This is a genomic window from Escherichia sp. R1 (assembly GCF_003000935.1).
GTDB classification, from domain to species: domain Bacteria; phylum Pseudomonadota; class Gammaproteobacteria; order Enterobacterales; family Enterobacteriaceae; genus Escherichia; species Escherichia coli.
Window position 1 is genome coordinate 64,015 of record NZ_PSRU01000009.1, and the last position, 23,369, is coordinate 87,383.

At 52.9% G+C, this 23,369-nt stretch carries 17 protein-coding genes; 9 read left to right on the forward strand and 8 right to left on the reverse strand.

Going from position 1 to position 23,369, the window contains the following annotated elements; translation table 11 throughout:
* The 3 genes from feoB to rpnA all read left to right on the forward strand — a co-directional run bounded on the left by feoB (position 1) and on the right by rpnA (position 3,654).
* Positions 1–2,322, forward strand: a complete 2,322-nt coding sequence (gene feoB / locus C4F37_RS12720) for a Fe(2+) transporter permease subunit FeoB (RefSeq protein ID WP_001539940.1) — start codon at positions 1–3, stop codon at positions 2,320–2,322.
* Positions 2,322–2,558: a [Fe-S]-dependent transcriptional repressor FeoC gene (gene feoC, locus C4F37_RS12725; protein ID WP_001490566.1), complete on the forward strand. Its 237-nt coding sequence runs from the start codon at positions 2,322–2,324 to the stop codon at positions 2,556–2,558. Before feoB ends, feoC begins: the two co-directional genes overlap by 1 nt.
* A gap of 202 nt (positions 2,559–2,760) precedes the next feature.
* Positions 2,761–3,654: a recombination-promoting nuclease RpnA gene (gene rpnA, locus C4F37_RS12735; RefSeq protein WP_000039098.1), complete on the forward strand. Its 894-nt coding sequence runs from the start codon at positions 2,761–2,763 to the stop codon at positions 3,652–3,654.
* A 219-nt stretch (positions 3,655–3,873) separates the two neighbouring features.
* Here the strand turns inward: rpnA and bioH are convergent, their stop codons facing one another.
* Complete coding sequence (bioH, locus tag C4F37_RS12740; RefSeq protein ID WP_001539943.1) at positions 3,874–4,644, reverse strand: pimeloyl-ACP methyl ester esterase BioH; 771 nt, start codon at positions 4,642–4,644, stop codon at positions 3,874–3,876.
* Between the two features lie 37 nt (positions 4,645–4,681).
* Between bioH and gntX the strand changes: the two genes are divergently transcribed.
* The 3 genes from gntX to gntT all read left to right on the forward strand — a co-directional run bounded on the left by gntX (position 4,682) and on the right by gntT (position 7,679).
* The gene (gene gntX / locus C4F37_RS12745; protein WP_001350442.1) at positions 4,682–5,365 is read left to right on the forward strand and encodes a DNA utilization protein GntX; all 684 of its coding nucleotides are present in this window, start codon (positions 4,682–4,684) and stop codon (positions 5,363–5,365) included.
* Positions 5,366–5,423: 58 nt separating this feature from the next.
* Positions 5,424–5,999, forward strand: coding sequence for a Fe-S biogenesis protein NfuA (nfuA, locus tag C4F37_RS12750; protein ID WP_000619389.1), 576 nt, complete (start codon positions 5,424–5,426; stop codon positions 5,997–5,999).
* A gap of 363 nt (positions 6,000–6,362) precedes the next feature.
* On the forward strand, positions 6,363–7,679 hold the full coding sequence (gntT, locus tag C4F37_RS12755) for a gluconate transporter (protein ID WP_001131758.1): 1,317 nt from the start codon (positions 6,363–6,365) through the stop codon (positions 7,677–7,679).
* A gap of 110 nt (positions 7,680–7,789) precedes the next feature.
* Here the strand turns inward: gntT and malQ are convergent, their stop codons facing one another.
* A complete protein-coding gene (malQ, locus tag C4F37_RS12760) occupies positions 7,790–9,874 on the reverse strand; it encodes a 4-alpha-glucanotransferase (RefSeq protein WP_001539945.1) in 2,085 nt (694 codons plus the stop codon).
* 9 nt (positions 9,875–9,883) lie between these two features.
* On the reverse strand, positions 9,884–12,277 hold the full coding sequence (malP, locus tag C4F37_RS12765) for a maltodextrin phosphorylase (RefSeq protein ID WP_000081882.1): 2,394 nt from the start codon (positions 12,275–12,277) through the stop codon (positions 9,884–9,886).
* A 622-nt stretch (positions 12,278–12,899) separates the two neighbouring features.
* On the opposite strand from malP, the gene malT reads away from it, so the two are divergent.
* Positions 12,900–15,605, forward strand: coding sequence for an HTH-type transcriptional regulator MalT (malT, locus tag C4F37_RS12770; RefSeq protein WP_000906973.1), 2,706 nt, complete (start codon positions 12,900–12,902; stop codon positions 15,603–15,605).
* A gap of 42 nt (positions 15,606–15,647) precedes the next feature.
* On the opposite strand, the gene rtcA is transcribed toward malT, so the two are convergent.
* Positions 15,648–16,664 carry an RNA 3'-terminal phosphate cyclase gene (rtcA, locus tag C4F37_RS12775; protein WP_001539949.1) on the reverse strand — a complete coding sequence of 339 codons (1,017 nt, stop codon included), beginning with the start codon at positions 16,662–16,664 and terminating at the stop codon, positions 15,648–15,650.
* A gap of 3 nt (positions 16,665–16,667) precedes the next feature.
* A complete protein-coding gene (rtcB, locus tag C4F37_RS12780) occupies positions 16,668–17,894 on the reverse strand; it encodes an RNA-splicing ligase RtcB (protein ID WP_001105471.1) in 1,227 nt (408 codons plus the stop codon).
* Positions 17,895–18,082: 188 nt separating this feature from the next.
* Between rtcB and rtcR the strand changes: the two genes are divergently transcribed.
* Entirely contained in the window at positions 18,083–19,681 is a 1,599-nt protein-coding gene (gene rtcR / locus C4F37_RS12785) for a DNA-binding transcriptional regulator RtcR (protein WP_001774065.1), read from the forward strand.
* Here the strand turns inward: rtcR and C4F37_RS12790 are convergent.
* From C4F37_RS12790 to glpE, 3 genes are read right to left on the reverse strand one after another with little or no spacing between them, the layout of a single operon-like run.
* The gene (locus tag C4F37_RS12790; protein WP_000815099.1) at positions 19,663–20,421 is read right to left on the reverse strand and encodes a DeoR/GlpR family transcriptional regulator; all 759 of its coding nucleotides are present in this window, start codon (positions 20,419–20,421) and stop codon (positions 19,663–19,665) included. The two genes, rtcR and C4F37_RS12790, sit on opposite strands and share 19 nt — an antisense overlap.
* 16 nt (positions 20,422–20,437) lie before the next feature.
* A complete protein-coding gene (gene glpG / locus C4F37_RS12795) occupies positions 20,438–21,268 on the reverse strand; it encodes a rhomboid family intramembrane serine protease GlpG (RefSeq protein ID WP_000928723.1) in 831 nt (276 codons plus the stop codon).
* A 44-nt stretch (positions 21,269–21,312) separates the two neighbouring features.
* The gene (gene glpE, locus C4F37_RS12800) at positions 21,313–21,639 is read right to left on the reverse strand and encodes a thiosulfate sulfurtransferase GlpE (RefSeq protein WP_000371924.1); all 327 of its coding nucleotides are present in this window, start codon (positions 21,637–21,639) and stop codon (positions 21,313–21,315) included.
* 189 nt (positions 21,640–21,828) lie between these two features.
* On the opposite strand from glpE, the gene glpD reads away from it, so the two are divergent.
* A complete protein-coding gene (gene glpD / locus C4F37_RS12805) occupies positions 21,829–23,334 on the forward strand; it encodes a glycerol-3-phosphate dehydrogenase (RefSeq protein ID WP_001539953.1) in 1,506 nt (501 codons plus the stop codon).
* The last annotated feature ends 35 nt before the right edge of the window (positions 23,335–23,369 follow it).

Consider the following 23,369-nt stretch of genomic DNA (forward strand, 5'->3'; position numbering starts at 1 on the left):
ATGAAAAAATTAACCATTGGCTTAATTGGTAATCCAAATTCTGGCAAGACAACGTTATTTAACCAGCTCACTGGCGCACGTCAGCGTGTAGGTAACTGGGCTGGCGTTACCGTCGAACGTAAAGAAGGGCAATTCTCCACCACCGATCATCAGGTCACGCTGGTGGACCTGCCCGGCACCTATTCTCTGACCACCATCTCATCGCAGACCTCGCTCGATGAGCAAATCGCCTGTCACTACATTTTGAGTGGCGACGCAGACCTGCTGATTAACGTGGTGGATGCGTCTAACCTTGAGCGTAACCTGTACCTGACGCTGCAACTGTTGGAACTCGGCATTCCATGCATCGTGGCGCTGAACATGCTCGACATTGCCGAGAAGCAAAATATTCGCATTGAAATTGATGCTCTGTCGGCGCGTCTTGGCTGCCCGGTGATCCCGCTGGTTTCAACCCGTGGTCGCGGTATTGAAGCGCTCAAGCTGGCGATTGATCGCTATAAAGCTAACGAAAATGTGGAACTGGTGCATTACGCTCAGCCGCTGCTCAACGAAGCAGATTCACTGGCAAAAGTGATGCCTTCCGACATCCCGCTGAAACAACGTCGCTGGCTGGGCCTGCAAATGCTGGAAGGCGATATCTACAGCCGCGCCTACGCCGGTGAAGCGTCGCAGCATCTGGATGCCGCCCTCGCCCGTCTGCGTAATGAGATGGACGATCCGGCGCTGCACATTGCCGATGCGCGTTACCAGTGCATTTCTGCCATCTGTGATGTGGTAAGCAACACCCTGACGGCAGAACCCAGCCGTTTCACCACTGCGGTAGATAAAATCGTGCTCAACCGTTTCCTCGGTCTGCCGATTTTCCTCTTTGTGATGTACCTGATGTTCTTGCTGGCTATCAACATCGGCGGGGCGTTACAGCCGCTGTTTGACGTCGGCTCCGTAGCACTCTTTGTGCATGGTATTCAGTGGATTGGCTACACGCTCCACTTCCCGGACTGGCTGACTATCTTCCTCGCCCAAGGCCTGGGCGGTGGTATTAACACCGTGCTGCCACTGGTGCCGCAGATCGGCATGATGTACCTGTTCCTCTCCTTCCTTGAGGACTCCGGCTATATGGCGCGTGCGGCGTTTGTGATGGACCGTCTGATGCAGGCGCTGGGCTTGCCGGGGAAATCCTTTGTACCGCTGATCGTTGGTTTCGGTTGTAACGTACCGTCGGTAATGGGCGCACGTACGCTTGATGCACCGCGTGAACGTCTGATGACCATCATGATGGCACCGTTTATGTCCTGCGGCGCGCGTCTGGCTATCTTCGCAGTATTCGCGGCTGCCTTCTTCGGGCAGAACGGTGCGCTGGCGGTCTTCTCGCTGTATATGCTGGGTATCGTAATGGCGGTGCTGACTGGCCTGATGCTCAAGTACACCATCATGCGCGGTGAAGCGACGCCGTTTGTCATGGAGCTGCCGGTCTACCATGTACCACACGTTAAAAGCCTGATTATCCAGACCTGGCAGCGTCTGAAAGGCTTCGTTCTGCGTGCTGGTAAAGTGATTATCATCGTCAGCATTTTCCTGAGCGCCTTCAACAGCTTCTCGCTGAGCGGAAAAATCGTCGATAACATCAACGACTCGGCGCTGGCTTCCGTCAGCCGGGTGATCACCCCAGTCTTCAAGCCGATTGGCGTGCATGAAGATAACTGGCAGGCAACGGTTGGCCTGTTTACAGGCGCAATGGCGAAAGAAGTGGTGGTGGGCACGCTCAACACCCTCTACACCGCAGAAAATATTCAGGACGAAGAGTTCAATCCGGCAGAATTTAACCTCGGTGAAGAGCTGTTCAGCGCGGTAGATGAAACCTGGCAGAGCCTGAAAGACACCTTCAGCCTTAGCGTACTGATGAATCCCATTGAAGCGAGCAAAGGCGACGGCGAAATGGGGACCGGGGCGATGGGCGTGATGGATCAGAAATTCGGTAGCGCAGCTGCCGCATACAGCTACCTGATTTTCGTCCTGCTGTATGTACCGTGCATCTCGGTGATGGGGGCTATCGCCCGTGAATCAAGCCGTGGCTGGATGGGCTTCTCCATCCTGTGGGGGCTGAATATCGCTTACTCACTGGCAACATTGTTCTATCAGGTCGCCAGCTACAGCCAGCACCCAACTTACAGCCTGGTGTGCATTCTGGCGGTTATCCTGTTTAACATCGTGGTTATCGGTTTGCTGCGTCGCGCGCGTAGCCGGGTGGATATCGAACTGCTGGCAACGCGCAAGTCGGTAAGCAGTTGCTGCGCAGCCAGCACCACCGGTGATTGCCATTAATGGCTTCACTTATTCAGGTGCGTGATTTGCTGGCGTTACGGGGCCGTATGGAAGCGGCCCAGATAAGCCAGACATTGAACACCCCGCAGCCAATGATTAACGCCATGCTGCAACAGCTGGAAAGCATGGGCAAAGCCGTGCGGATTCAGGAAGAACCTGACGGCTGCCTCTCTGGCAATTGTAAAAGCTGCCCGGAAGGCAAAGCCTGCCTGCGCGAGTGGTGGGCGCTGCGTTAACCATACTCCATCACCTGTTTTGAAAAGCCCGGTATGCGTTTGCATCCGGGCTTTTTTGCGTGCGGCTTTCCATAAAAATGCAACCCTTGCAGCGCGACGTAAATTCCTCTGAAAGCGTCTCGCAGGGATGAAAACTCGCTAATGCACAGGTGTGGAGTGGCGCGTAGAGTCGCGGCATTCAAACAACAGGTGAAGGAACGCCATGAGCAAAAAGCAGAGTTCCACCCCACACGATGCGCTGTTCAAACTCTTTTTACGCCAACCGGAGACGGCACGCGATTTTCTTGCGTTTCATTTACCGGCACCCATTCACGCGCTCTGTGATATGAAAACCCTCAAGCTGGAGTCGAGCAGCTTTATTGATGACGATCTGCGTGAAAGCTATTCCGACGTGCTGTGGTCGGTGAAAACGGAACAAGGACCAGGATACATCTATTGTCTGATTGAACATCAAAGCACCTCAAACAAACTGATCGCATTTCGCATGATGCGCTACGCCATTGCCGCAATGCAAAATCACCTGGATGCCGGATACAAAACCTTGCCGATGGTGGTGCCATTGTTGTTTTACCACGGTATTGAAAGCCCCTATCCCTATTCGCTGTGTTGGCTTGATTGTTTCGCCGATCCCAACCTGGCAAGGCAGCTTTATGCCTCTGCATTTCCGCTGATTGATGTCACCGTCATGCCTGATGATGAAATCATGCAGCACCGACGTATGGCACTGCTGGAGTTAATTCAAAAACATATTCGTCAACGCGACCTGATGGGGCTGGTAGAGCAAATGGCCTGCTTATTAAGTAGTGGATACGCTAATGACAGACAAATCAAAGGGCTGTTTAATTACATCTTGCAAACCGGCGATGCGGTACGTTTTAACGATTTTATCGACGGCGTTGCCGAACATTCACCGAAACACAAGGAGAACTTAATGACTATTGCGGAAAGATTGCGGCAGGAAGGGTTTCAGAAAGGTATACGTACCAACGCCCTAAATATTGCCAAAACCATGCTGGACGCCGGAGTTTCTCTTGAGGACGTTCTGCGATTTACCAGCCTGACGGTTGAAGACCTTGCTGAAATAAATCATCAATAACGTAAAGGATGGTTTTAATGACAGATGCAGAAAGAGAATATCTTATTATTTACCTGATTGGTTATTTATTGGGTCGACGCCTGGAAGCCCTGGATATCGCCAAAAGAATGCTGTAATCCGGAGTCCCTCTTGCGGACATCATGCGTTTTACCGGGGTGTCAGAAGAAGAGTTGGCTGCGGCGAGTCAGTAAAGTTCTGTCTCGCCATTTCAAAAGCTGTCTACACCCTCTGCTTCAACGCCACCAGCAGGTGATGAAACTCGACCGGATGCGAAATAAACGGCGCATGGGCCGCTTTGGCGAAAATGTACGACTCGCTGTGCGGCCAGAGTTTATCCAGCATCGGCACTACTTTGCGCGGCACCAGACCATCAAGATAGCCATACAATCGCAAAAACGGCATGGACACGTTTTGCAGCGGCAGACGGAGATCGACCGTTTTGAGGATTTCCAGCCCACCATTGAGCACGTCCACCTCCGGCATCGGTAACGCCAGTACGGTTTTCTTCAACGCCCGCGCATCCTGGCGCGCCGTTTCAGTACCCATGGTTTGTAACGCCAGGAACCGCTCCACTGTACGCTGAAAATCATCACTCAGCTGCTGCTGAAATCCCGCCAGCACGTCCGGTTTTATCCCCGGCCACTCGTCACGAGCACTAAAACAAGGCGACGACGCCACGGTGACCAGCGCCTGAACACGCTCGGGATGGGTTAACGCAATCTGGCTTGCCACCAGCCCGCCCAGACTCCAGCCTAACCAAATGGCTTTATCTGGTGCCTGTCGCAGCACGACTTCGGCCATATCAGCAAGTGATAGCGCACCAAATCCCCGGCTACGCCCGAAGCCGGGCAGGTCAACAAGGTGCAGCGTAAAATGCGAGCTAAGTTCCTCGTCAATGCAACGCCACACTTCGGCATTCAGTCCCCATCCGTGCAGCAGCACAAGATGAACATTCCCCTGACCTTTGGTCTGCCACCAGATGTTATTCATCCGCTATTGTTCTCTTTTTACTTACAAGGATGAACATATGCTAACAGTACCGGGATTATGCTGGCTATGCCGAATGCCACTGGCGTTAGGTCATTGGGGGATTTGTTCGGTCTGCTCTCGCGCCGCCCGTACAGATAAAACGTTATGCCCACAATGTGGATTACCCGCCACACACTCTCATCTTCCCTGCGGTCGCTGCCTGCAAAAACCGCTGCCCTGGCAAAGACTGGTCACGGTCGCCGACTATGCGCCGCCATTAAGTCCGCTCATTCACCAGCTTAAGTTTTCCCGGCGCAGTGAAATCGCCAGCGCCCTGTCACGTCTGTTACTATTGGAAGTCTTACACGCTCGTCGCACCACCGGCTTGCAACTGCCTGATCGCATCATCAGCGTTCCGTTATGGCAGCGCCGTCACTGGCGTCGGGGATTTAATCAGAGCGATTTGCTGTGTCAGCCGTTATCACGCTGGCTACACTGCCAATGGGATAGCGAAGCCGTCACACGAACACGGGCCACCGCGACCCAGCATTTTCTTAACGCCCGGCTACGCAAACACAACCTGAAAAATGCCTTTCGCCTTGAATTGCCTGTGCAAGGTCGCCATATGGTGATTGTGGATGATGTCGTTACCACCGGAAGTACCGTCGCAGAGATTGCGCAGTTGCTTTTACGCAATGGTGCGGCGACTGTCCAGGTCTGGTGCCTTTGTCGAACCTTGTAGAGCCTCGATGATGGGCGTATTATAACCAACTAAAATAGTCAACTATTAGGCCATTACTATGATCCGTATTTCCGATGCTGCACAAGCGCACTTTGCCAAACTGCTGGCAAACCAGGAAGAAGGGACACAAATCCGCGTATTTGTGATTAACCCTGGCACGCCTAACGCTGAATGTGGCGTTTCTTATTGTCCGCCGGACGCTGTGGAAGCCACCGACACTGCCCTGAAATTTGACCTGCTGACCGCGTATGTTGATGAGTTAAGCGCTCCTTACCTGGAAGATGCAGAGATCGATTTTGTTACCGACCAGTTGGGTTCGCAGCTGACGCTGAAAGCGCCTAACGCCAAAATGCGTAAAGTGGCTGACGATGCGCCGCTGATGGAGCGCGTGGAGTATATGCTGCAATCACAGATCAACCCACAGCTTGCTGGTCACGGTGGTCGCGTTTCGCTGATGGAAATCACCGAAGACGGTTACGCCATTTTGCAATTTGGCGGTGGCTGTAACGGTTGTTCCATGGTCGACGTCACCCTGAAAGAAGGGATCGAAAAGCAGTTGCTGAACGAATTCCCGGAGCTGAAAGGTGTACGCGATCTCACCGAACACCAACGCGGCGAGCACTCTTACTACTAAGTTCTCTCCTCTTTTGTCGATTGCCCGATGTGACGCTAAAGCGTCTTATCGGGCCTGTACGTTGCACGAGAGTCTGACATTAGCGCAGAATTACCTCAGCAAATCCAATCTCTTCGTTTCCCCACGATAATATGACCAACCTCTCATAATTTAAATTTACCCCGCTCTGGTGATTCTCAAGCACGTAATGTTACCCGTATCATTCCCATGGGCACCAAACACACTCATAACATCTGACTACACTAACTCGTTTTAGGGGTCATCAGCCGTGGTGCCGTAACATCTCTGTTCCCAGTTGGGACAACCAGGATTTTCCGTCAGAAACCTGACGTTACCCATAACAAATTAAAGGCCAGGTAAATCATGCCATTAGTCATTGTTGCTATCGGTGTAATCTTGTTATTACTCCTGATGATCCGCTTCAAAATGAACGGCTTCATCGCTCTCGTCCTCGTGGCGCTTGCTGTTGGATTAATGCAAGGGATGCCGCTGGATAAAGTTATTGGCTCCATCAAAGCCGGTGTCGGCGGAACGCTCGGTAGCCTTGCCCTGATCATGGGTTTTGGTGCGATGCTGGGCAAAATGCTGGCAGACTGCGGTGGTGCACAACGTATCGCTACCACGCTGATTGCCAAATTTGGTAAAAAACACATCCAGTGGGCGGTGGTACTGACCGGTTTTACCGTTGGTTTTGCCCTGTTCTATGAAGTGGGTTTCGTGCTGATGCTGCCGCTGGTGTTTACCATCGCGGCTTCCGCGAATATTCCACTGCTGTATGTTGGTGTACCAATGGCGGCTGCACTGTCTGTGACCCACGGCTTCCTGCCACCGCATCCGGGTCCGACTGCGATTGCCACCATTTTCAATGCCGATATGGGTAAAACTCTGCTGTACGGTACTATTCTGGCAATCCCGACCGTGATTCTCGCCGGTCCGGTTTACGCTCGCGTGTTGAAAGGTATCGATAAGCCGATCCCGGAAGGTCTGTACAGCGCGAAAACCTTCAGCGAAGAAGAGATGCCGAGCTTTGGCGTCAGCGTCTGGACCTCTCTGGTGCCGGTGGTTCTGATGGCGATGCGTGCGATTGCCGAAATGATCCTGCCGAAAGGTCACGCTTTCCTGCCGGTAGCGGAGTTCCTCGGTGACCCGGTAATGGCTACGCTGATTGCCGTGCTGATCGCGATGTTCACCTTTGGTCTGAACCGTGGTCGTTCAATGGATCAGATTAACGACACGCTGGTTTCTTCCATCAAAATCATTGCGATGATGCTGTTGATTATCGGTGGTGGCGGTGCGTTCAAGCAGGTGCTGGTAGACAGCGGCGTGGACAAATACATTGCTTCCATGATGCACGAAACCAACATTTCTCCGCTGCTGATGGCCTGGTCGATTGCTGCCGTACTGCGTATCGCGCTGGGTTCCGCAACCGTCGCGGCAATCACTGCGGGTGGTATCGCGGCACCGCTGATTGCAACGACGGGTGTTAGCCCGGAGCTGATGGTTATTGCGGTTGGTTCCGGTAGTGTGATTTTCTCTCACGTGAACGATCCGGGCTTCTGGCTGTTCAAAGAGTACTTTAACCTGACTATCGGCGAGACCATCAAATCCTGGTCGATGCTGGAAACCATTATCTCGGTGTGCGGTCTGGTAGGCTGTCTGCTGCTGAATATGGTGATTTGATAATACTGATGGCCGGATGCGGCGTGAACGCCTTATCCGGCCTACGATTCGGCATTAATTAGTAGGCCGGATAAGACGCGTCAAGCGTCGCATCCGGCATCAACCGCACTCTACTTCTTCTTCGCTGCCGCTCTGCGCCGTCTGTCCAAATCCTTCAGCAATTTGTTCACACCATCATCGGCAAACATCGACTCAAGCGTTGCGGAAAGTTTACGTCGCCAGTTTTTATACTGGTAACTGGTGCCGGGAATATTTACCGGATCTGCCATATCCAGCCAGTCTTCCGGCTGGAGCCCTAACAGGGCGCTGTTGCTATCGGCGATGTAGCGCTGTAAGCCACGATTCAGCGTCGGTGTCATCGACATCAACGATGCCTTATGCCCGGCACGTTTTGGCAGGCAACCATATTTATGCAGAGCATCCAGCAGCCCTTGCTTCGCCAGTTCGCGATCCTGATACAGACCGCGCAGTACCACTTCATCCGGATACAGCCCCAGCGTTTTGCCCAGCGTTAAATCCCCACTCTCCCAGTAGCCGCGTAGCGTAGGCAGGTCGTGTGTCGCCGCAACCGCCATCGACTGCTCTGGGTACGCTTTCGGTGCGCGGAATGTCTTCTCGTGGTCGTTTTCGAAATAGAGCACTTTGTAGGAGTACACACCGCTGCTGCGCAGCTTACCGACAATCTCTACCGGTACGGTACCGAGATCTTCACCAATCACCATACAGCGATGACGTTTACTTTCGAGTGCCAGAATCGAGAGCAGATCATCCACCGGATAGTGAACATACGCGCCCTGATCTGCCGTCTCGCCATACGGTATCCACCACAAACGCAGCATCGACATCACGTGATCAATTCGTAATGCGCCGCAGTTTTGCATATTGGCACGCAACAGCTCGATAAACGGTTCATAGGCACGCGCGGTGATGATATGCGGGTCCATTGGCGGCAATCCCCAGTTCTGCCCCAACGGGCCGAGGATATCCGGCGGCGCGCCAACCGACGCTTTCAGGCAATACAGTTCACGGTCGCACCAGGTTTCTGCCCCACCTTCTGCTACACCAACGGCCAGATCACGATACAAGCCAATCGGCATTTCATAGCCCTGGCTTATCTCCCAGCAGGCGGCAAACTGGCTGTAAGCCAGCCACTGCAACCAGAGATAAAAATCGACGTCATCACGATGTTCTTCGCAGAACTGGCGCACTTCTGGTGAATCCACGTTCTGATACATCTCTGACCATGCTGGCCAGCCCCAGCGCATTTCGTCCTCTTTCACTTGCTGGGCATGTAGCGCATCAAAGGCTGCCTGCCAGAACAGGCTGTCGCCCTGCTCTGCAACAAACTGGCGAAACGCGGTCATCTGCTCATCATCACGTTGCGCGAAACCTTTCCACGCCATTCGTAATGCTGTCATTTTTAGGGCGGTAACCGTGGAGTAATCAACCCAGTCGGCATCCCGCGCCTGTTGCAGCGTCTGTTGCGTGGTCGGCAACTGCCACCAGGCCTGAGCCTCTTCGCTAAGATGGAAATCTTCAACTGCGTTAACGTCGATATAAATCACATTCAGCCAACGGCGAGAAGACGGGCTGTACGGGCTGGCACTTTCCGGATTTGCCAGATAGAGCGCATGAATCGGGTTCAGACCAATAAACGACCCGCCACGTTTTGCCACATCCACCAGCATCGCTTTGAGATCGCCAAAATCCCCAATACCCCAGTTTTTTTCCGATCGCAGCGTATAAAGCTGAACGCAGGCACCCCACAGCTTTTGTTTATTCAGCAACGCCTGCGGTTCGTAACAGCGTTTCGGGGCGACAATCACCCGGCAATGCGCGCGCTGGTCGTCCTGGGTAAGCGTCAGCGTGTGATAACCTTCCGGCAGCTTCGTCGGTAGATTGAACGCTTTGCCCCCCGTCACATGGCCTTTGTACTGCTTTCCTTCTTCGGTGGTCAGCAGCCAGCTATATTCGCCGCTGCCCTCCACCACCATCGGCATTTTTTTGCCGCTGGTATAAACCATGACATTCGGGACTGGCGTTACCGCCACTTTCGTGGCGGTACGTTGATGCATCGCGTCAAGCAAACGCCGTTTGGTTTCGGCGCTAATCGACTGCGGTTTACCGTGGGCATTGATGTAATTGGGGCTGATCCCCGCCGCCAGCGCGGCATTATCCAGACGTTTGCTTTCCATCGAGCTTCCTTAGCGTTTTGCCTGCCAGATACGAGCCTGATAATCGCGAATAGAGCGATCCGAGCTAAACATACCGCAGCGGGCGGTATTGAGGATCGCCGCGCGAGTCCAGGCCTCCTGGTCGCGGTACAGCACATCCACCTGCTTTTGTGCCTCTACATAAGCGGCGAAATCTGCCATCACCAGATACGGATCGCCGCCCTGTTTGCCGATACTGTGCAGCATCTGGTCGAAGGCATGCTTATCGCCGTCGCTGTATTTACCGCTTTCCAGCTCTTTCAATACTGCGTCCAGCACCTTATCTTTCTTCCGCCATTTCACCGGGTCGTAGCCTTTGGCCAGAATTGCCTTCACTTGTTCCACGGTATGACCAAAAATAAAGATATTTTCTTCACCGACTTTCTCAGCGATTTCAACGTTCGCACCATCCAGCGTACCGACAGTAAGCGCACCATTGAGCGCCAGTTTCATATTGCCGGTACCGGAAGCTTCTTTACCTGCAGTCGAAATTTGTTCGGAGATATCCGCCGCCGGGATCAGTTTTTCCGCCGCCGAAACACAATAATCCGGCAAGAACACCACCTTCAACTTGTCGCCAACCAGCGGATCGTTGTTGATCACGTCAGCCACTTTGTTGATCGCAAAGATAATATTTTTCGCCAGGTAGTAGCCCGGTGCTGCTTTCGCGCCGAAGAGGAAGACGCGCGGTACGCGGTCAGACTGCGGGTTTTCACGAATTTCTTTGTACAACGCCAGAATATGCAGCAGATTCAGATGCTGGCGTTTGTACTCATGCAGACGTTTGATCTGAATATCGAAAATCGCCTGTGGATTGATCTCAATACCGGTACGAACTTTCACAAACTCTGCCAGACGGACTTTATTCGCCTGCTTGATCTCGCGATATTGCTGACGGAATTTCGCATCATCAGCGAATTTTTCCAGATTGATCAGTTGATCGAGATCGTTAGCCCACTCTTTTTTCAGTGATTTATCCAACAGAGCCGCCAGTGCCGGGTTGCACTGTTTGATCCAGCGACGTGGGGTAATACCGTTAGTGACATTATGGAATTTGTTCGGCCATAGCTGGTGATATTCCGGGAACAGATCTTTCACCACCAGATCCGAGTGCAGCGCCGCAACACCGTTCACAGCGAAACCGCCAACCACACACAGGTTCGCCATATGCACTTGTTTGTCGTGCACCACCGCCAGTTTGGCCCACACTTTTTCATCGCCCGGCCAGGTTTTTTCCACCAGCGTTTTAAAGCGTGTATTAATTTCGTTAATAATCTGCATGTGGCGCGGCAGTAAGCCTTTCACCAGTTTCACATCCCAGCGTTCCAGCGCTTCTGGCATCAGGGTATGGTTGGTGTAAGCAAAAGTTTTACTGGTGATGGCCCAGGCGTCATCCCAGCTCATCTGGTGCTCATCGATCAGCACGCGCAGCAGTTCTGGAATCGCGATAGTTGGGTGGGTATCGTTCAGCTGAATAACTTCATAATCCGCCAGTTCGTGCAGTTTACGCCCCGCCAGATGATGGCGACGCAAAATATCCGCTACCGAACAGGCACACTGGAAGTATTGCTGCATCAGGCGCAGCTTTTTACCGGCAGTATGGTTATCGTTTGGATAGAGAACTTTGGTCAGTTTTTCCGCGTTGATGCCCTGCTGTTCGGCACGCAGGAAATCACCATCGTTAAATTTAGTCAGATCAAACGGATGCGCATGCGTCGCCTGCCACAGACGCAGCGGCTGCGCCACGCCATTACGATAGCCGACAACGGGGAGATCCCACGCTTGACCGGTAATGGTAAACTCCGGCTCCCAGCGTCCGTCTTTCGTCACTTTACCGCCAATCCCTACCTGCACATCCAGTGCTTCGTTGTGGCGGAACCACGGGTAATTACCGCGATGCCAGTCATCCGGCGCTTCAACCTGTTTGCCATCGACAAAAGACTGGCGGAACAAACCATATTGATAGTTCAGACCGTAACCCGTCGCAGACTGACCGACAGTTGCCATTGAGTCGAGGAAGCACGCCGCCAGACGTCCCAGACCACCGTTCCCCAGCGCCGGGTCGATCTCTTCTTCCAACAGGTCAGTCAGGTTGATGTCATAAGCCTTCAACGAATCCTGTACATCCTGATACCAGCCGAGATTCAACAGGTTGTTGCCCGTCAGGCGACCAATTAAAAACTCCATTGAGATGTAGTTAACATGTCGCTGATTCGCCACTGGCTTGGCGAATGGCTGAGCACGCAGCATTTCGGCCAGTGCTTCGCTCACTGCCAGCCACCACTGGCGAGGAGTCATTTCAGCCGCAGAATTTAAGCCATAACGCTGCCACTGACGTGAAAGCGCTTCCTGAAATTGCTTATCGTTAAAAATAGGTTGTGACATAGGAGTTCCACTTTTCTTAGATTTTCAACACAACGTTATCGCTAGTTTGCCAGGCTCGATGTTGACCTTCCTCATCCTGCGGGGGATTAGGCAGGGAGGAGTTGCGGGGATGAGCAAGGAAATGTGATCTCGACCACTTAAAGCTAGTGCAAACCACAGGATTAGCAGCAAATCAATGCCATACCGCGCAGAAAATCTGTATCTAAGTGCAAAAAATGGCCGTTGCGTATTTTCAAAAAGCGGAAGGTAACTCTATAAATTAAGTAAAGGAGTGAAACAGTTTCACAAGTAAAATATCAAATGTGCTCCATCTCATTCTTAATAGATTTATTAAGATCATCTTTTTAGATGGCACTTTCATCAGAAATGAAGAAGAAACCCTTACTTAAATGAAACTGATGAACATAAGGAAAATACCGTACAACCCAGTATTCACGCTGGATCAGCGTCGTTTTAGGTGAGTTGTTAATAAACATTTGGAATTGTGACACAGTGCAAATTCAGACACATAAAAAAACGTCATCGCTTGCATTAGAAAGGTTTCTGGCCGACCTTATAACCATTAATTACGAAGCGCAAAAAAAATAATATTTCCTCATTTTCCACAGTGAAGTGATTAACTATGCTGATTCCGTCAAAATTAAGTCGTCCGGTTCGACTCGACCATACCGTGGTTCGTGAGCGCCTGCTGGCTAAACTTTCCGGCGCGAACAATTTCCGGCTGGCGCTGATCACAAGTCCTGCGGGCTACGGAAAGACCACGCTCATTTCCCAGTGGGCGGCAGGCAAAAACGATATCGGCTGGTACTCGCTGGATGAAGGTGATAACCAGCAAGAGCGTTTCGCCAGCTATCTCATTGCCGCCGTGCAACAGGCAACCAACGGTCACTGCGCGATATGTGAGACGATGGCGCAAAAACGGCAATATGCCAGCCTGACGTCACTCTTCGCCCAGCTTTTCATTGAGCTGGCGGAATGGCATAGCCCACTTTATCTGGTCATCGATGACTATCATCTGATCACTAATCCAGTGATCCACGAGTCAATGCGCTTCTTTATTCGCCATCAACCAGAAAATCTCACCCTTGTGGTGTTGTCACGCAACCTTCCGCAACTGGGCATTGCCAATCTGCGTGTTCGTGACCAGCTGCTGGAAATTGGCAGTCAGCAACTGGCATTTACCCATCAGGAAGCGAAGCAGTTTTTTGATTGCCGTCTGTCATCGCCGATTGAAGCTGCAGAAAGCAGTCGGATTTGTGATGATGTTTCCGGTTGGGCGACGGCACTGCAGCTAATCGCCCTCTCCGCCCGGCAGAATACTCACTCAGCCCATAAGTCGGCACGCCGCCTGGCGGGAATCAATGCCAGCCATCTTTCGGATTATCTGGTCGATGAGGTTTTGGATAACGTCGATCTCGCAACGCGCCATTTTCTGTTGAAAAGCGCCATTTTGCGCTCAATGAACGATGCACTCATCACCCGTGTGACCGGCGAAGAAAACGGGCAAATGCGCCTCGAAGAGATTGAGCGTCAGGGGCTGTTTTTACAGCGGATGGATGATACCGGCGAGTGGTTTTGCTATCACCCACTGTTTGGTAACTTCCTGCGCCAGCGCTGCCAGTGGGAACTGGCGGCGGAGCTGCCGGAAATCCACCGTGCCGCCGCAGAAAGCTGGATGGCCCAGGGATTTCCCAGCGAAGCGATTCATCATGCGCTGGCGGCAGGCGATGCGCTGATGCTGCGCGATATTCTGCTTAATCACGCCTGGAGTTTGTTCAACCATAGCGAACTGTCGCTGCTGGAAGAGTCACTTAAGGCCCTGCCGTGGGACAGTTTGCTGGAAAATCCGCAGTTGGTGTTATTGCAGGCGTGGCTGATGCAAAGCCAGCATCGCTACGGCGAAGTTAACACCCTGCTGGCCCGCGCTGAACATGAAATCAAGGACATCAGAGAAGGCACCATGCACGCAGAATTTAACGCTCTGCGCGCCCAGGTGGCGATTAACGATGGTAACCCGGATGAAGCGGAACGGCTGGCAAAACTGGCACTGGAAGAGCTGCCGCCGGGCTGGTTCTATAGCCGCATTGTGGCAACCTCGGTGCTGGGTGAAGTGTTGCACTGCAAAGGCGAATTGACCCGCTCACTGGCGTTAATGCAGCAAACCGAACAGATGGCACGCCAGCACGATGTCTGGCACTACGCTTTGTGGAGTTTAATCCAGCAAAGTGAAATTCTGTTTGCCCAAGGGTTCCTGCAAACCGCGTGGGAAACGCAGGAAAAAGCGTTCCAGCTGATCAACGAGCAGCATCTGGAACAGCTGCCAATGCATGAGTTTCTGGTACGCATCCGTGCGCAGCTGTTATGGGCCTGGGCACGGCTGGATGAAGCTGAAGCGTCGGCGCGCAGCGGGATTGAAGTCTTGTCGTCTTATCAGCCACAGCAACAGCTTCAGTGCCTGGCAATGTTGATTCAATGCTCGCTGGCCCGTGGTGATTTAGATAACGCCCGTAGCCAGCTGAACCGTCTGGAAAACCTGCTGGGGAATGGCAAATATCACAGCGACTGGATCTCTAACGCCAACAAAGTCCGGGTGATTTACTGGCAAATGACCAGCGATAAAGCCGCCGCTGCCAACTGGTTGCGTCATACGGCTAAACCGGAGTTTGCGAACAACCACTTCCTGCAAGGTCAATGGCGCAACATTGCCCGTGCACAAATCTTGCTGGGCGAGTTTGAATCTGCGGAAATTGTCCTCGAAGAACTCAATGAAAATGCCCGCAGTCTGCGGTTGATGAGCGATCTCAACCGTAACCTGTTGCTGCTTAATCAACTGTACTGGCAGGCCGGACGTAAAAGTGACGCCCAGCGTGTGTTGCTGGACGCATTAAAACTGGCGAATCGCACCGGATTTATCAGTCATTTTGTCATCGAAGGCGAAGCGATGGCGCAACAACTGCGCCAGCTTATTCAACTCAATACGCTGCCGGAGCTGGAACAGCATCGCGCACAGCGTATTCTGCGAGAAATCAATCAACATCATCGGCATAAATTCGCCCATTTCGATGAGAATTTCGTTGAACGTCTGCTAAATCATCCGGAAGTGCCAGAGCTGATCCGCACCAGCCCGTTGACCCAACGTGAATGGCAGGTCCTGGGGCTGATTTACTCCGGTTACAGCAATGAGCAAATTGCAGGCGAGCTGGAAGTAGCGGCAACCACCATCAAAACGCATATCCGCAATCTGTACCAAAAACTCGGTGTCGCCCACCGTCAGGCCGCGGTACAACACGCGCAGAAACTGCTGAAGATGATGGGATATGGAGTGTGAGTTTAGCCGGATAATACGTCGGATCCGGCTTACATCTTTATATCATTCAATGCTCACCCGCGTTACGCCATCCGCCTCCACCAGACTAAACCGCACTGGCAAGAAACGCTCCACCACCGCAATATTGGTCAGCAGATGGCATGAGGGATGGGCGACCGTAAATTCTCCCGCGCCCGCTAACGCCATTGGCAGTACCAGCTGGTCAGCGAGATACTCCCCTACCGCCGCAGGGCTCGCCAGGTAACGTTTCACCTCTTGCACTAACTGCGCAGCCACCACTTCGGCACTGACGCGCTTTTCACCGACGACAAAAAAGAGTTCGGTGATATTTTCACTTTCGACTTCAAGCGAGACGGTATTACCCGGCCCCTGGTCGCGCGGCAGGTTATGAATATTCTGTTCATGCAAGGAAAAACTACCCACCAGTGTAGCGATTTCACGCTCAGCGACATGGCGCGGCACGCCAGCTAATAGCACCTCTCCACGCATCTGCACAATGTTCCCGCGCTCGCCAAGTTGCAAGCTATTAAACGATGCCACCGGTGAGACTTCCGTTGCTACCACGCCGCCTCCGGCAGGATAAAAACCGTGACGTAACAGCGTGGTTTGCTGATGAACTCCTATTTTCGCCAGCAGCGGCTCCAGCACCCGGCGGATAAAATCCGCAGGCGGGGCCGACGGGTTATCGGTGCCGCCGCTCACTTCAACACGCGAAGGTCCATCGGCAAACCACAGCGCGGGCAGCACCGTTTGCAGCACCAGCGTACAACTTCCGGCGCTACCGATAGCAAAGCGGTAATCGCCGCCGCGCACGGTGCCAGGTCGGAAGACCAGACGCTGCGACCCCAGCTCAGCGCCTTCCACCGTTGCCCTACAAATTTCCGCAGCCGCTTTTACCGCGGTCAGATGTTGGCGCAACAGCCCCGGTTTCGCCCGCCCGGCACGAATGCCGGTGATGGTAAATGGCTGGCCGGTTATCATCGACAGGCTCAGCGCCGAGCGCAGGATCTGCCCGCCGCCTTCGCCCTGTGCGCCATCCAGCGCAATCATCCTTTTCATCATTTATCCTTTTACGCACACCACCTGACGCAGGGTATAGATAACTTCCACCAGATCGCTTTGTGCCGCCATCACCGCATCAATATCTTTATACGCCATCGGGATTTCGTCGATCACCTCGGCATCTTTACGGCACTCCACATGCGCGGTGGCACGGATTTGATCTTCCACACTGAACAGTTTTTTCGCTTTAGTACGGCTCATTACCCGCCCGGCACCGTGGCTGCACGAACAGAACGACTCTTCATTTCCCAGCCCACGGACGATAAAGCTTTTCGCCCCCATCGAACCGGGAATAATTCCATATTGACCAGCACGCGCAGACACCGCACCTTTACGCGTCACATAGATCTCTTCGCCAAAGTGCTGTTCTTTTTGCACATAGTTGTGGTGACAGTTGATCTCTTCCATCGCCAGCGTTTGTGGCTGTTTTACCGTTTTCTGCGTAACGCTCTGCAACGCCGTTACCACGTTTTCCATCATCGCATCGCGGTTAAGGCTGGCAAAAAGCTGCGCCCAAGCCACGGCTTTCAGGTAATCATCAAAGTATTCCGTACCTTCCATAAAGTACGCCAGGTCACGCGATGGCAACGTTTCAAGCGTTTCCTGCATCTCTTTTTGCGCCAGATCGATAAAATAAGTTCCGATGGCGTTACCAATTCCGCGTGAACCGGAGTGCAGCATAATCCACACCTGGTCCGACTCATCAAGGCAGATTTCAATAAAGTGGTTACCCGTTCCCAGCGTTCCCAGGTGTTTATAGTTGTTAGTGTTAAGGAAACGGGGATATTTTTGCGTTAACCACTGATAACCGGCTTCCAGCTCAGCCCATTTCGCATCGACGTTAACAGGCGGATTTTCCCATGCGCCTTTATCACGTTTACAACGCCCGGTAGTACGTCCGTGCGGTACGGCCGTTTCAATCGCCTGACGCAGCTCTGCCAGGTTTTCAGGCAGGTCCGCCGCCGTTAACGCGGTACGCAGTGCGTTCATTCCACAGCCAATATCCACGCCCACCGCCGCCGGAATAATCGCCCCTTTGGTCGGGATCACGCTACCAATGGTGGAACCTTTACCCAGGTGTACATCAGGCATTACCGCAATATGTTTGAAAATAAACGGCATCTTCGCGGTATTAATAAGTTGCTGACGCGCATCGGCTTCTACCGGCACGCCTTTGGTCCACATTTTTACCGGAGCATTTTCAGTGGTCAGTAATTCGTAATTCATTTTGTTTTTCTCTTTTCGTTGTTTGCTGTCCTGATAATTGCAACCGTCGTGCCAGAAAATCAAATAAGCATCTTAATTTTTTAATTCATTGTTTTTAAAAATATTATATTTTTACGTCCGTAAACGGAGATTTCCCGCAAAGCCGATTTACCGATAATGAAATCTCGTCTTTTATAAGGATATCTAAGATGCGTAAAACAGTGGCTTTTGGCTTTGTCGGAACGGTGCTGGATTATGCCGGGCGCGGCAGTCAGCGCTGGTCAAAATGGCGTCCGACACTCTGTCTATGCCAGCAAGAATCGTTAGTTATCGATCGGCTGGAATTATTGCACGACGCCCGCTCGCGCTCGCTGTTCGAAACGCTTAAACGCGATATCGCCAGCGTTTCGCCAGAAACAAAAGTGGTGGGCGTTGAGATTGAACTGCATAACCCGTGGGATTTCGAAGAAGTTTACGCCTGCCTGCATGATTTCGCCCGTGGTTACGCGTTCCAACCTGATAAAGAAGAGTATTTAATTCACATCACCACCGGCACCCACGTCGCGCAGATTTGCTGGTTTCTGCTGGCAGAAGCGCGTTACCTGCCCACCCGGTTGATACAATCTTCACCACCGCGCAAAAAAGAGCGGCCCGATAGCCCTGGCGCAGTGACGATTATCGATCTCGATTTAAGCCGTTATAACGCCATCGCCAGCCGCTTTGCCGAGGAACGCCAGCAAACGCTTGATTTTCTTAAGTCCGGTATTGCCACGCGTAACTCCCACTTCAACCGCATGATTGAGCAGATTGAAAAAGTGGCGATAAAATCCCGCGCACCGATCCTGCTTAACGGCCCGACCGGTGCAGGTAAGTCATTTCTGGCACGACGTATCTTCGAGCTAAAACAGGCGCGGCATCAGTTTAGCGGCGCGTTTGTGGAAGTGAACTGCGCCACCCTGCGCGGCGATACCGCCATGTCGACGCTGTTTGGTCATGTGAAAGGCGCGTTTACCGGGGCGCGGGAATCGCGTGAAGGATTATTACGCAGCGCCAACGGCGGAATGTTGTTTCTTGATGAGATTGGCGAACTGGGCGCAGACGAACAGGCAATGCTGCTGAAAGCCATTGAAGAGAAAACCTTTTACCCGTTTGGCAGCGATCGCCAGGTGAGCAGTGATTTTCAGCTTATCGCCGGAACGGTGCGTGATTTGCGCCAGTTGGTTGCCGAAGGCAAATTTCGTGAAGACCTGTACGCGCGAATAAATCTCTGGACCTTCACCTTGCCAGGATTACGCCAACGCCAGGAAGATATTGAACCGAACCTGGATTATGAAGTGGAGCGCCACTCCTCACTCACTGGCGACAGCGTGCGTTTTAACACCGAAGCGCGGCGTGCCTGGCTGGCCTTTGCGACCTCTCCCCAGGCAACATGGCGCGGTAACTTTCGCGAACTTTCTGCCAGCGTCACGCGGATGGCCACCTTTGCCACTAGCGGACGCATCACACTGGATACGGTGGAAGATGAGATCAACCGTCTGCGCTATAACTGGCAGGAGAGTCGCCCCTCCACGCTTACGGCGTTGCTGGGCGCAGAGGCAGAAAACATCGATCTCTTCGACCGTATGCAACTGGAACACGTTATCGCTATCTGCCGCCAGGCAAAGTCGCTTTCTGCTGCCGGACGTGAACTGTTTGACATTTCGCGCCAGGGTAAAGCCAGCGTCAATGACGCGGATCGGCTACGCAAATACCTGGCGCGTTTTGGTCTGACATGGGAAGCAATGCAGGATCAGCACAGCTCCAGTTGAATATGGTGGTCCGTCAGCACCTGCATCACGCTTACTGGCGGCGGGGCGTCGGTGTAGACGGCATCTACCATGCTGATACTGCCCATATTGACCATCGCGTTACGGCCAAATTTCGAGTGATCGACAACCAGCATAACGTGGCGCGAGTTCTCAATAATGGCGCGTTTGGTGCGAACTTCGTGGTAATCGAACTCCAGCAGCGAGCCGTCACTGTCAATGCCGCTGATCCCCAGAATGCCGAAATCAAGGCGGAACTGGGAGATAAAATCGAGTGTCGCTTCGCCAATGATCCCGCCATCGCGGCTGCGTAATTCGCCACCGGCGAGAATAATACGGAAATCCTCTTTTACCATCAGCGTGTTAGCGACGTTAAGATTGTTGGTGACAATGCGCAAATTGCTGTGATTGAGCAGCGCGTGCGCCACCGCTTCCGGGGTGGTGCCGATATCGATAAACAGCGTCGAGCCATTAGGAATTTGCTCCGCCACTTTGCGGGCGATGCGCTCTTTTTCTTCGGTCTGGGTGGCTTTACGATCGTGCCATGGCGTGTTAACCGAACTGGAAGGCAGCGCCGCACCGCCATGATGGCGCAGGATCAGGTTTTGCTCTGCCAGTTCGTTGAGGTCGCGGCGAATAGTCTGCGGGCTGACGGAGAAGTGCTCCACCAGCTCCTCGGTACTGACATAACCCTGCTGTTTAACCAGTTCGATAATACCGTTGTGACGTTGTGTTTGTTTCATTTCTAAATCCCTGGAATTATTTTCGTTTTCGCGCATTGAGCGAATCAACAAAAGCCATCGCTAAACCCACGGCTAACCCGGCGATGTGTGCTCCGTTCGCCATTGACATCCCAAACAAATCAAACCATCCGGCGACAATCCAGATCAGCGCAAAGATAATTAACCCACGTTGCAGGTAAATGCCACTTTGCGGATCGCGTTCGCCACGTAGCCAGACGTAGCCCATCAGCGCATACACCACGCCAGAAAGCCCGCCAAACCACGGCCCGCTGAATTTTTGCTGCACATAGCCGCTTAACAGGGCGCTGATAAGCGTAATGACAATTAGCTTACCGCTACCGAGGCGTTTTTCCACCGCACCGCCGAGATACCACCACCAGAGCAGGTTAAAGAGGATATGCATCAGCGAGAAGTGCATTAACGCGTGGGTGAAGTAACGCCAGAACTCAAATTTCAGCGTCGGATCGAATGGCCAGGCCAGCCATAACATCACTTCTTGATCGCCGAGAATTTGCATGGCGATAAACACCACCACGCAGGCGATCATCATCACCCAGGTTACCGGACCTGCGCGTTCACGCAAGGCGGCAAAGAAAGGATAACGGCGATAATGCAGGCCACTGCCGGTATGGCCCGCCTGCCAGCTGGCCGCCAGATAACGCGGATCTGCCGGGTTTTCGAGAAAACGCGCCAGCTCCGCCCGCACGCGCTCGGCCTGGGACTCATCCGCCAGCCAGACATCGCTTTGGTTATGTTGTTGAATCGTGAGGATAACACCCTGCGTCGCCATGTAATCAACAAACGCCTGCGCCACTCGGGGGTTAGCAAAAGAGGTAATCATCAACATCGTTGCTGTCGCTTATTCCACACAAAAGGGGACAGTATAAAGCGTTACGCGCCGTACGCCACCTCTGCGGGAAACTGGCGCTGCCAGGCTTCAAAGCCGCCATCAATGCTGTAGACCACATCGTAGCCCTGTTGCAGCAGATACTGCGCCGCGCCTTTGCTGCTATTACCGTGGTAACACATCACCATGACTGGCGTATCGAAGTCGTTATCACGCATAAACGCGCCCAATGTGTCGTTGGTTAAATGGAAAGCCTGCGCCGCATGCCCCATTGCGAAACTCTGTGGATCGCGAATATCGACCAGCACCGCCTCTTTTTCCTGCAACTTCTGGTGCGCGTCGGCAACGTTAATACATTCGAACTGATCCATGCGTCTCTCTTTCTTTACAAACAAGTGGGCAAATTTACCGCACAGTTTACGTCGAAGCGGCAGATAAACGCCATAATGTTACACATATCACTCTAAAATGTTTTTTCAATGTTACCCAAAGCGCGATTCTTTGCTAATATGTTCGATAACGAACATTTATGAACTTTAACGAAAGTGAATGAGGGCAGCATGGAAACCAAAGATCTGATTGTGATAGGTGGTGGCATCAATGGTGCTGGTATCGCGGCAGACGCCGCTGGACGCGGTTTATCCGTGCTGATGCTGGAGGCGCAGGATCTCGCTTGCGCGACCTCTTCCGCCAGTTCAAAACTCATTCACGGTGGCCTGCGCTACCTTGAGCACTATGAATTCCGCCTGGTCAGCGAGGCGCTGGCTGAACGTGAAGTGCTACTGAAAATGGCCCCGCATATCGCCTTCCCGATGCGTTTTCGCCTGCCGCATCGTCCGCATCTGCGCCCGGCGTGGATGATTCGCATTGGTCTGTTTATGTACGATCATCTGGGTAAGCGCACCAGCCTGCCGGGATCAACCGGTTTGCGTTTTGGCGCAAACTCAGTGTTAAAACCGGAAATTAAGCGCGGATTCGAATATTCTGACTGTTGGGTAGACGACGCCCGTCTGGTACTCGCCAACGCCCAGATGGTGGTGCGTAAAGGCGGTGAAGTGCTTACTCGTACTCGTGCCACGTCTGCTCGCCGCGAAAAAGGCCTGTGGATTGTGGAAGCGGAAGATATCGATACCGGCAAAAAATATACATGGCAGGCGCGCGGCCTGGTTAATGCTACCGGCCCGTGGGTGAAACAATTTTTCGACGACGGGATGCATCTGCCTTCACCTTATGGCATTCGCCTGATCAAAGGCAGCCATATTGTGGTGCCGCGTGTGCATACCCAGAAGCAAGCCTACATTCTGCAAAACGAAGATAAACGTATTGTCTTCGTGATCCCGTGGATGGACGAGTTTTCCATCATCGGCACCACCGATGTGGAATACAAAGGCGATCCAAAAGCAGTGAAGATTGAAGAGAGTGAAATCAATTACCTGTTGAAAGTGTATAACACGCACTTTAAAAAGCAGTTAAGCCGGGACGATATCGTCTGGACCTACTCCGGCGTGCGTCCGCTATGTGATGATGAGTCCGACTCGCCGCAGGCCATTACCCGTGATTACACCCTTGATATCCATGATGAAAACGGCAAAACCCCGCTGCTGTCGGTATTCGGCGGTAAGCTGACCACCTACCGCAAACTGGCGGAGCACGCGCTGGAAAAACTGACGCCATATTATCAGGGCATTGGTCCGGCGTGGACGAAAGAGAGCGTGCTGCCGGGTGGTGCCATTGAAGGCGACCGTGACGATTACGCCGCCCGCCTGCGCCGCCGTTACCCGTTCCTGACCGAATCGCTGGCACGTCACTACGCGCGCACTTACGGCAGCAACAGCGAACTGCTGCTCGGCAATGCCGGGGCGATAAGCGACCTCGGTGAAGATTTCGGTCATGAGTTCTACGAAGCGGAGCTGAAATATCTGGTGGATCACGAATGGGTCCGCCGCGCCGACGATGCCCTGTGGCGTCGCACGAAACAAGGCATGTGGCTAAATGCGGATCAACAATCTCGTGTGAGTCAGTGGCTGGTGGAATATACGCAGCAGAGGTTGTCGCAGGCGTCGTAAGGATGATGCCCGGTTGTGAAGTGCAACCGGGCTAT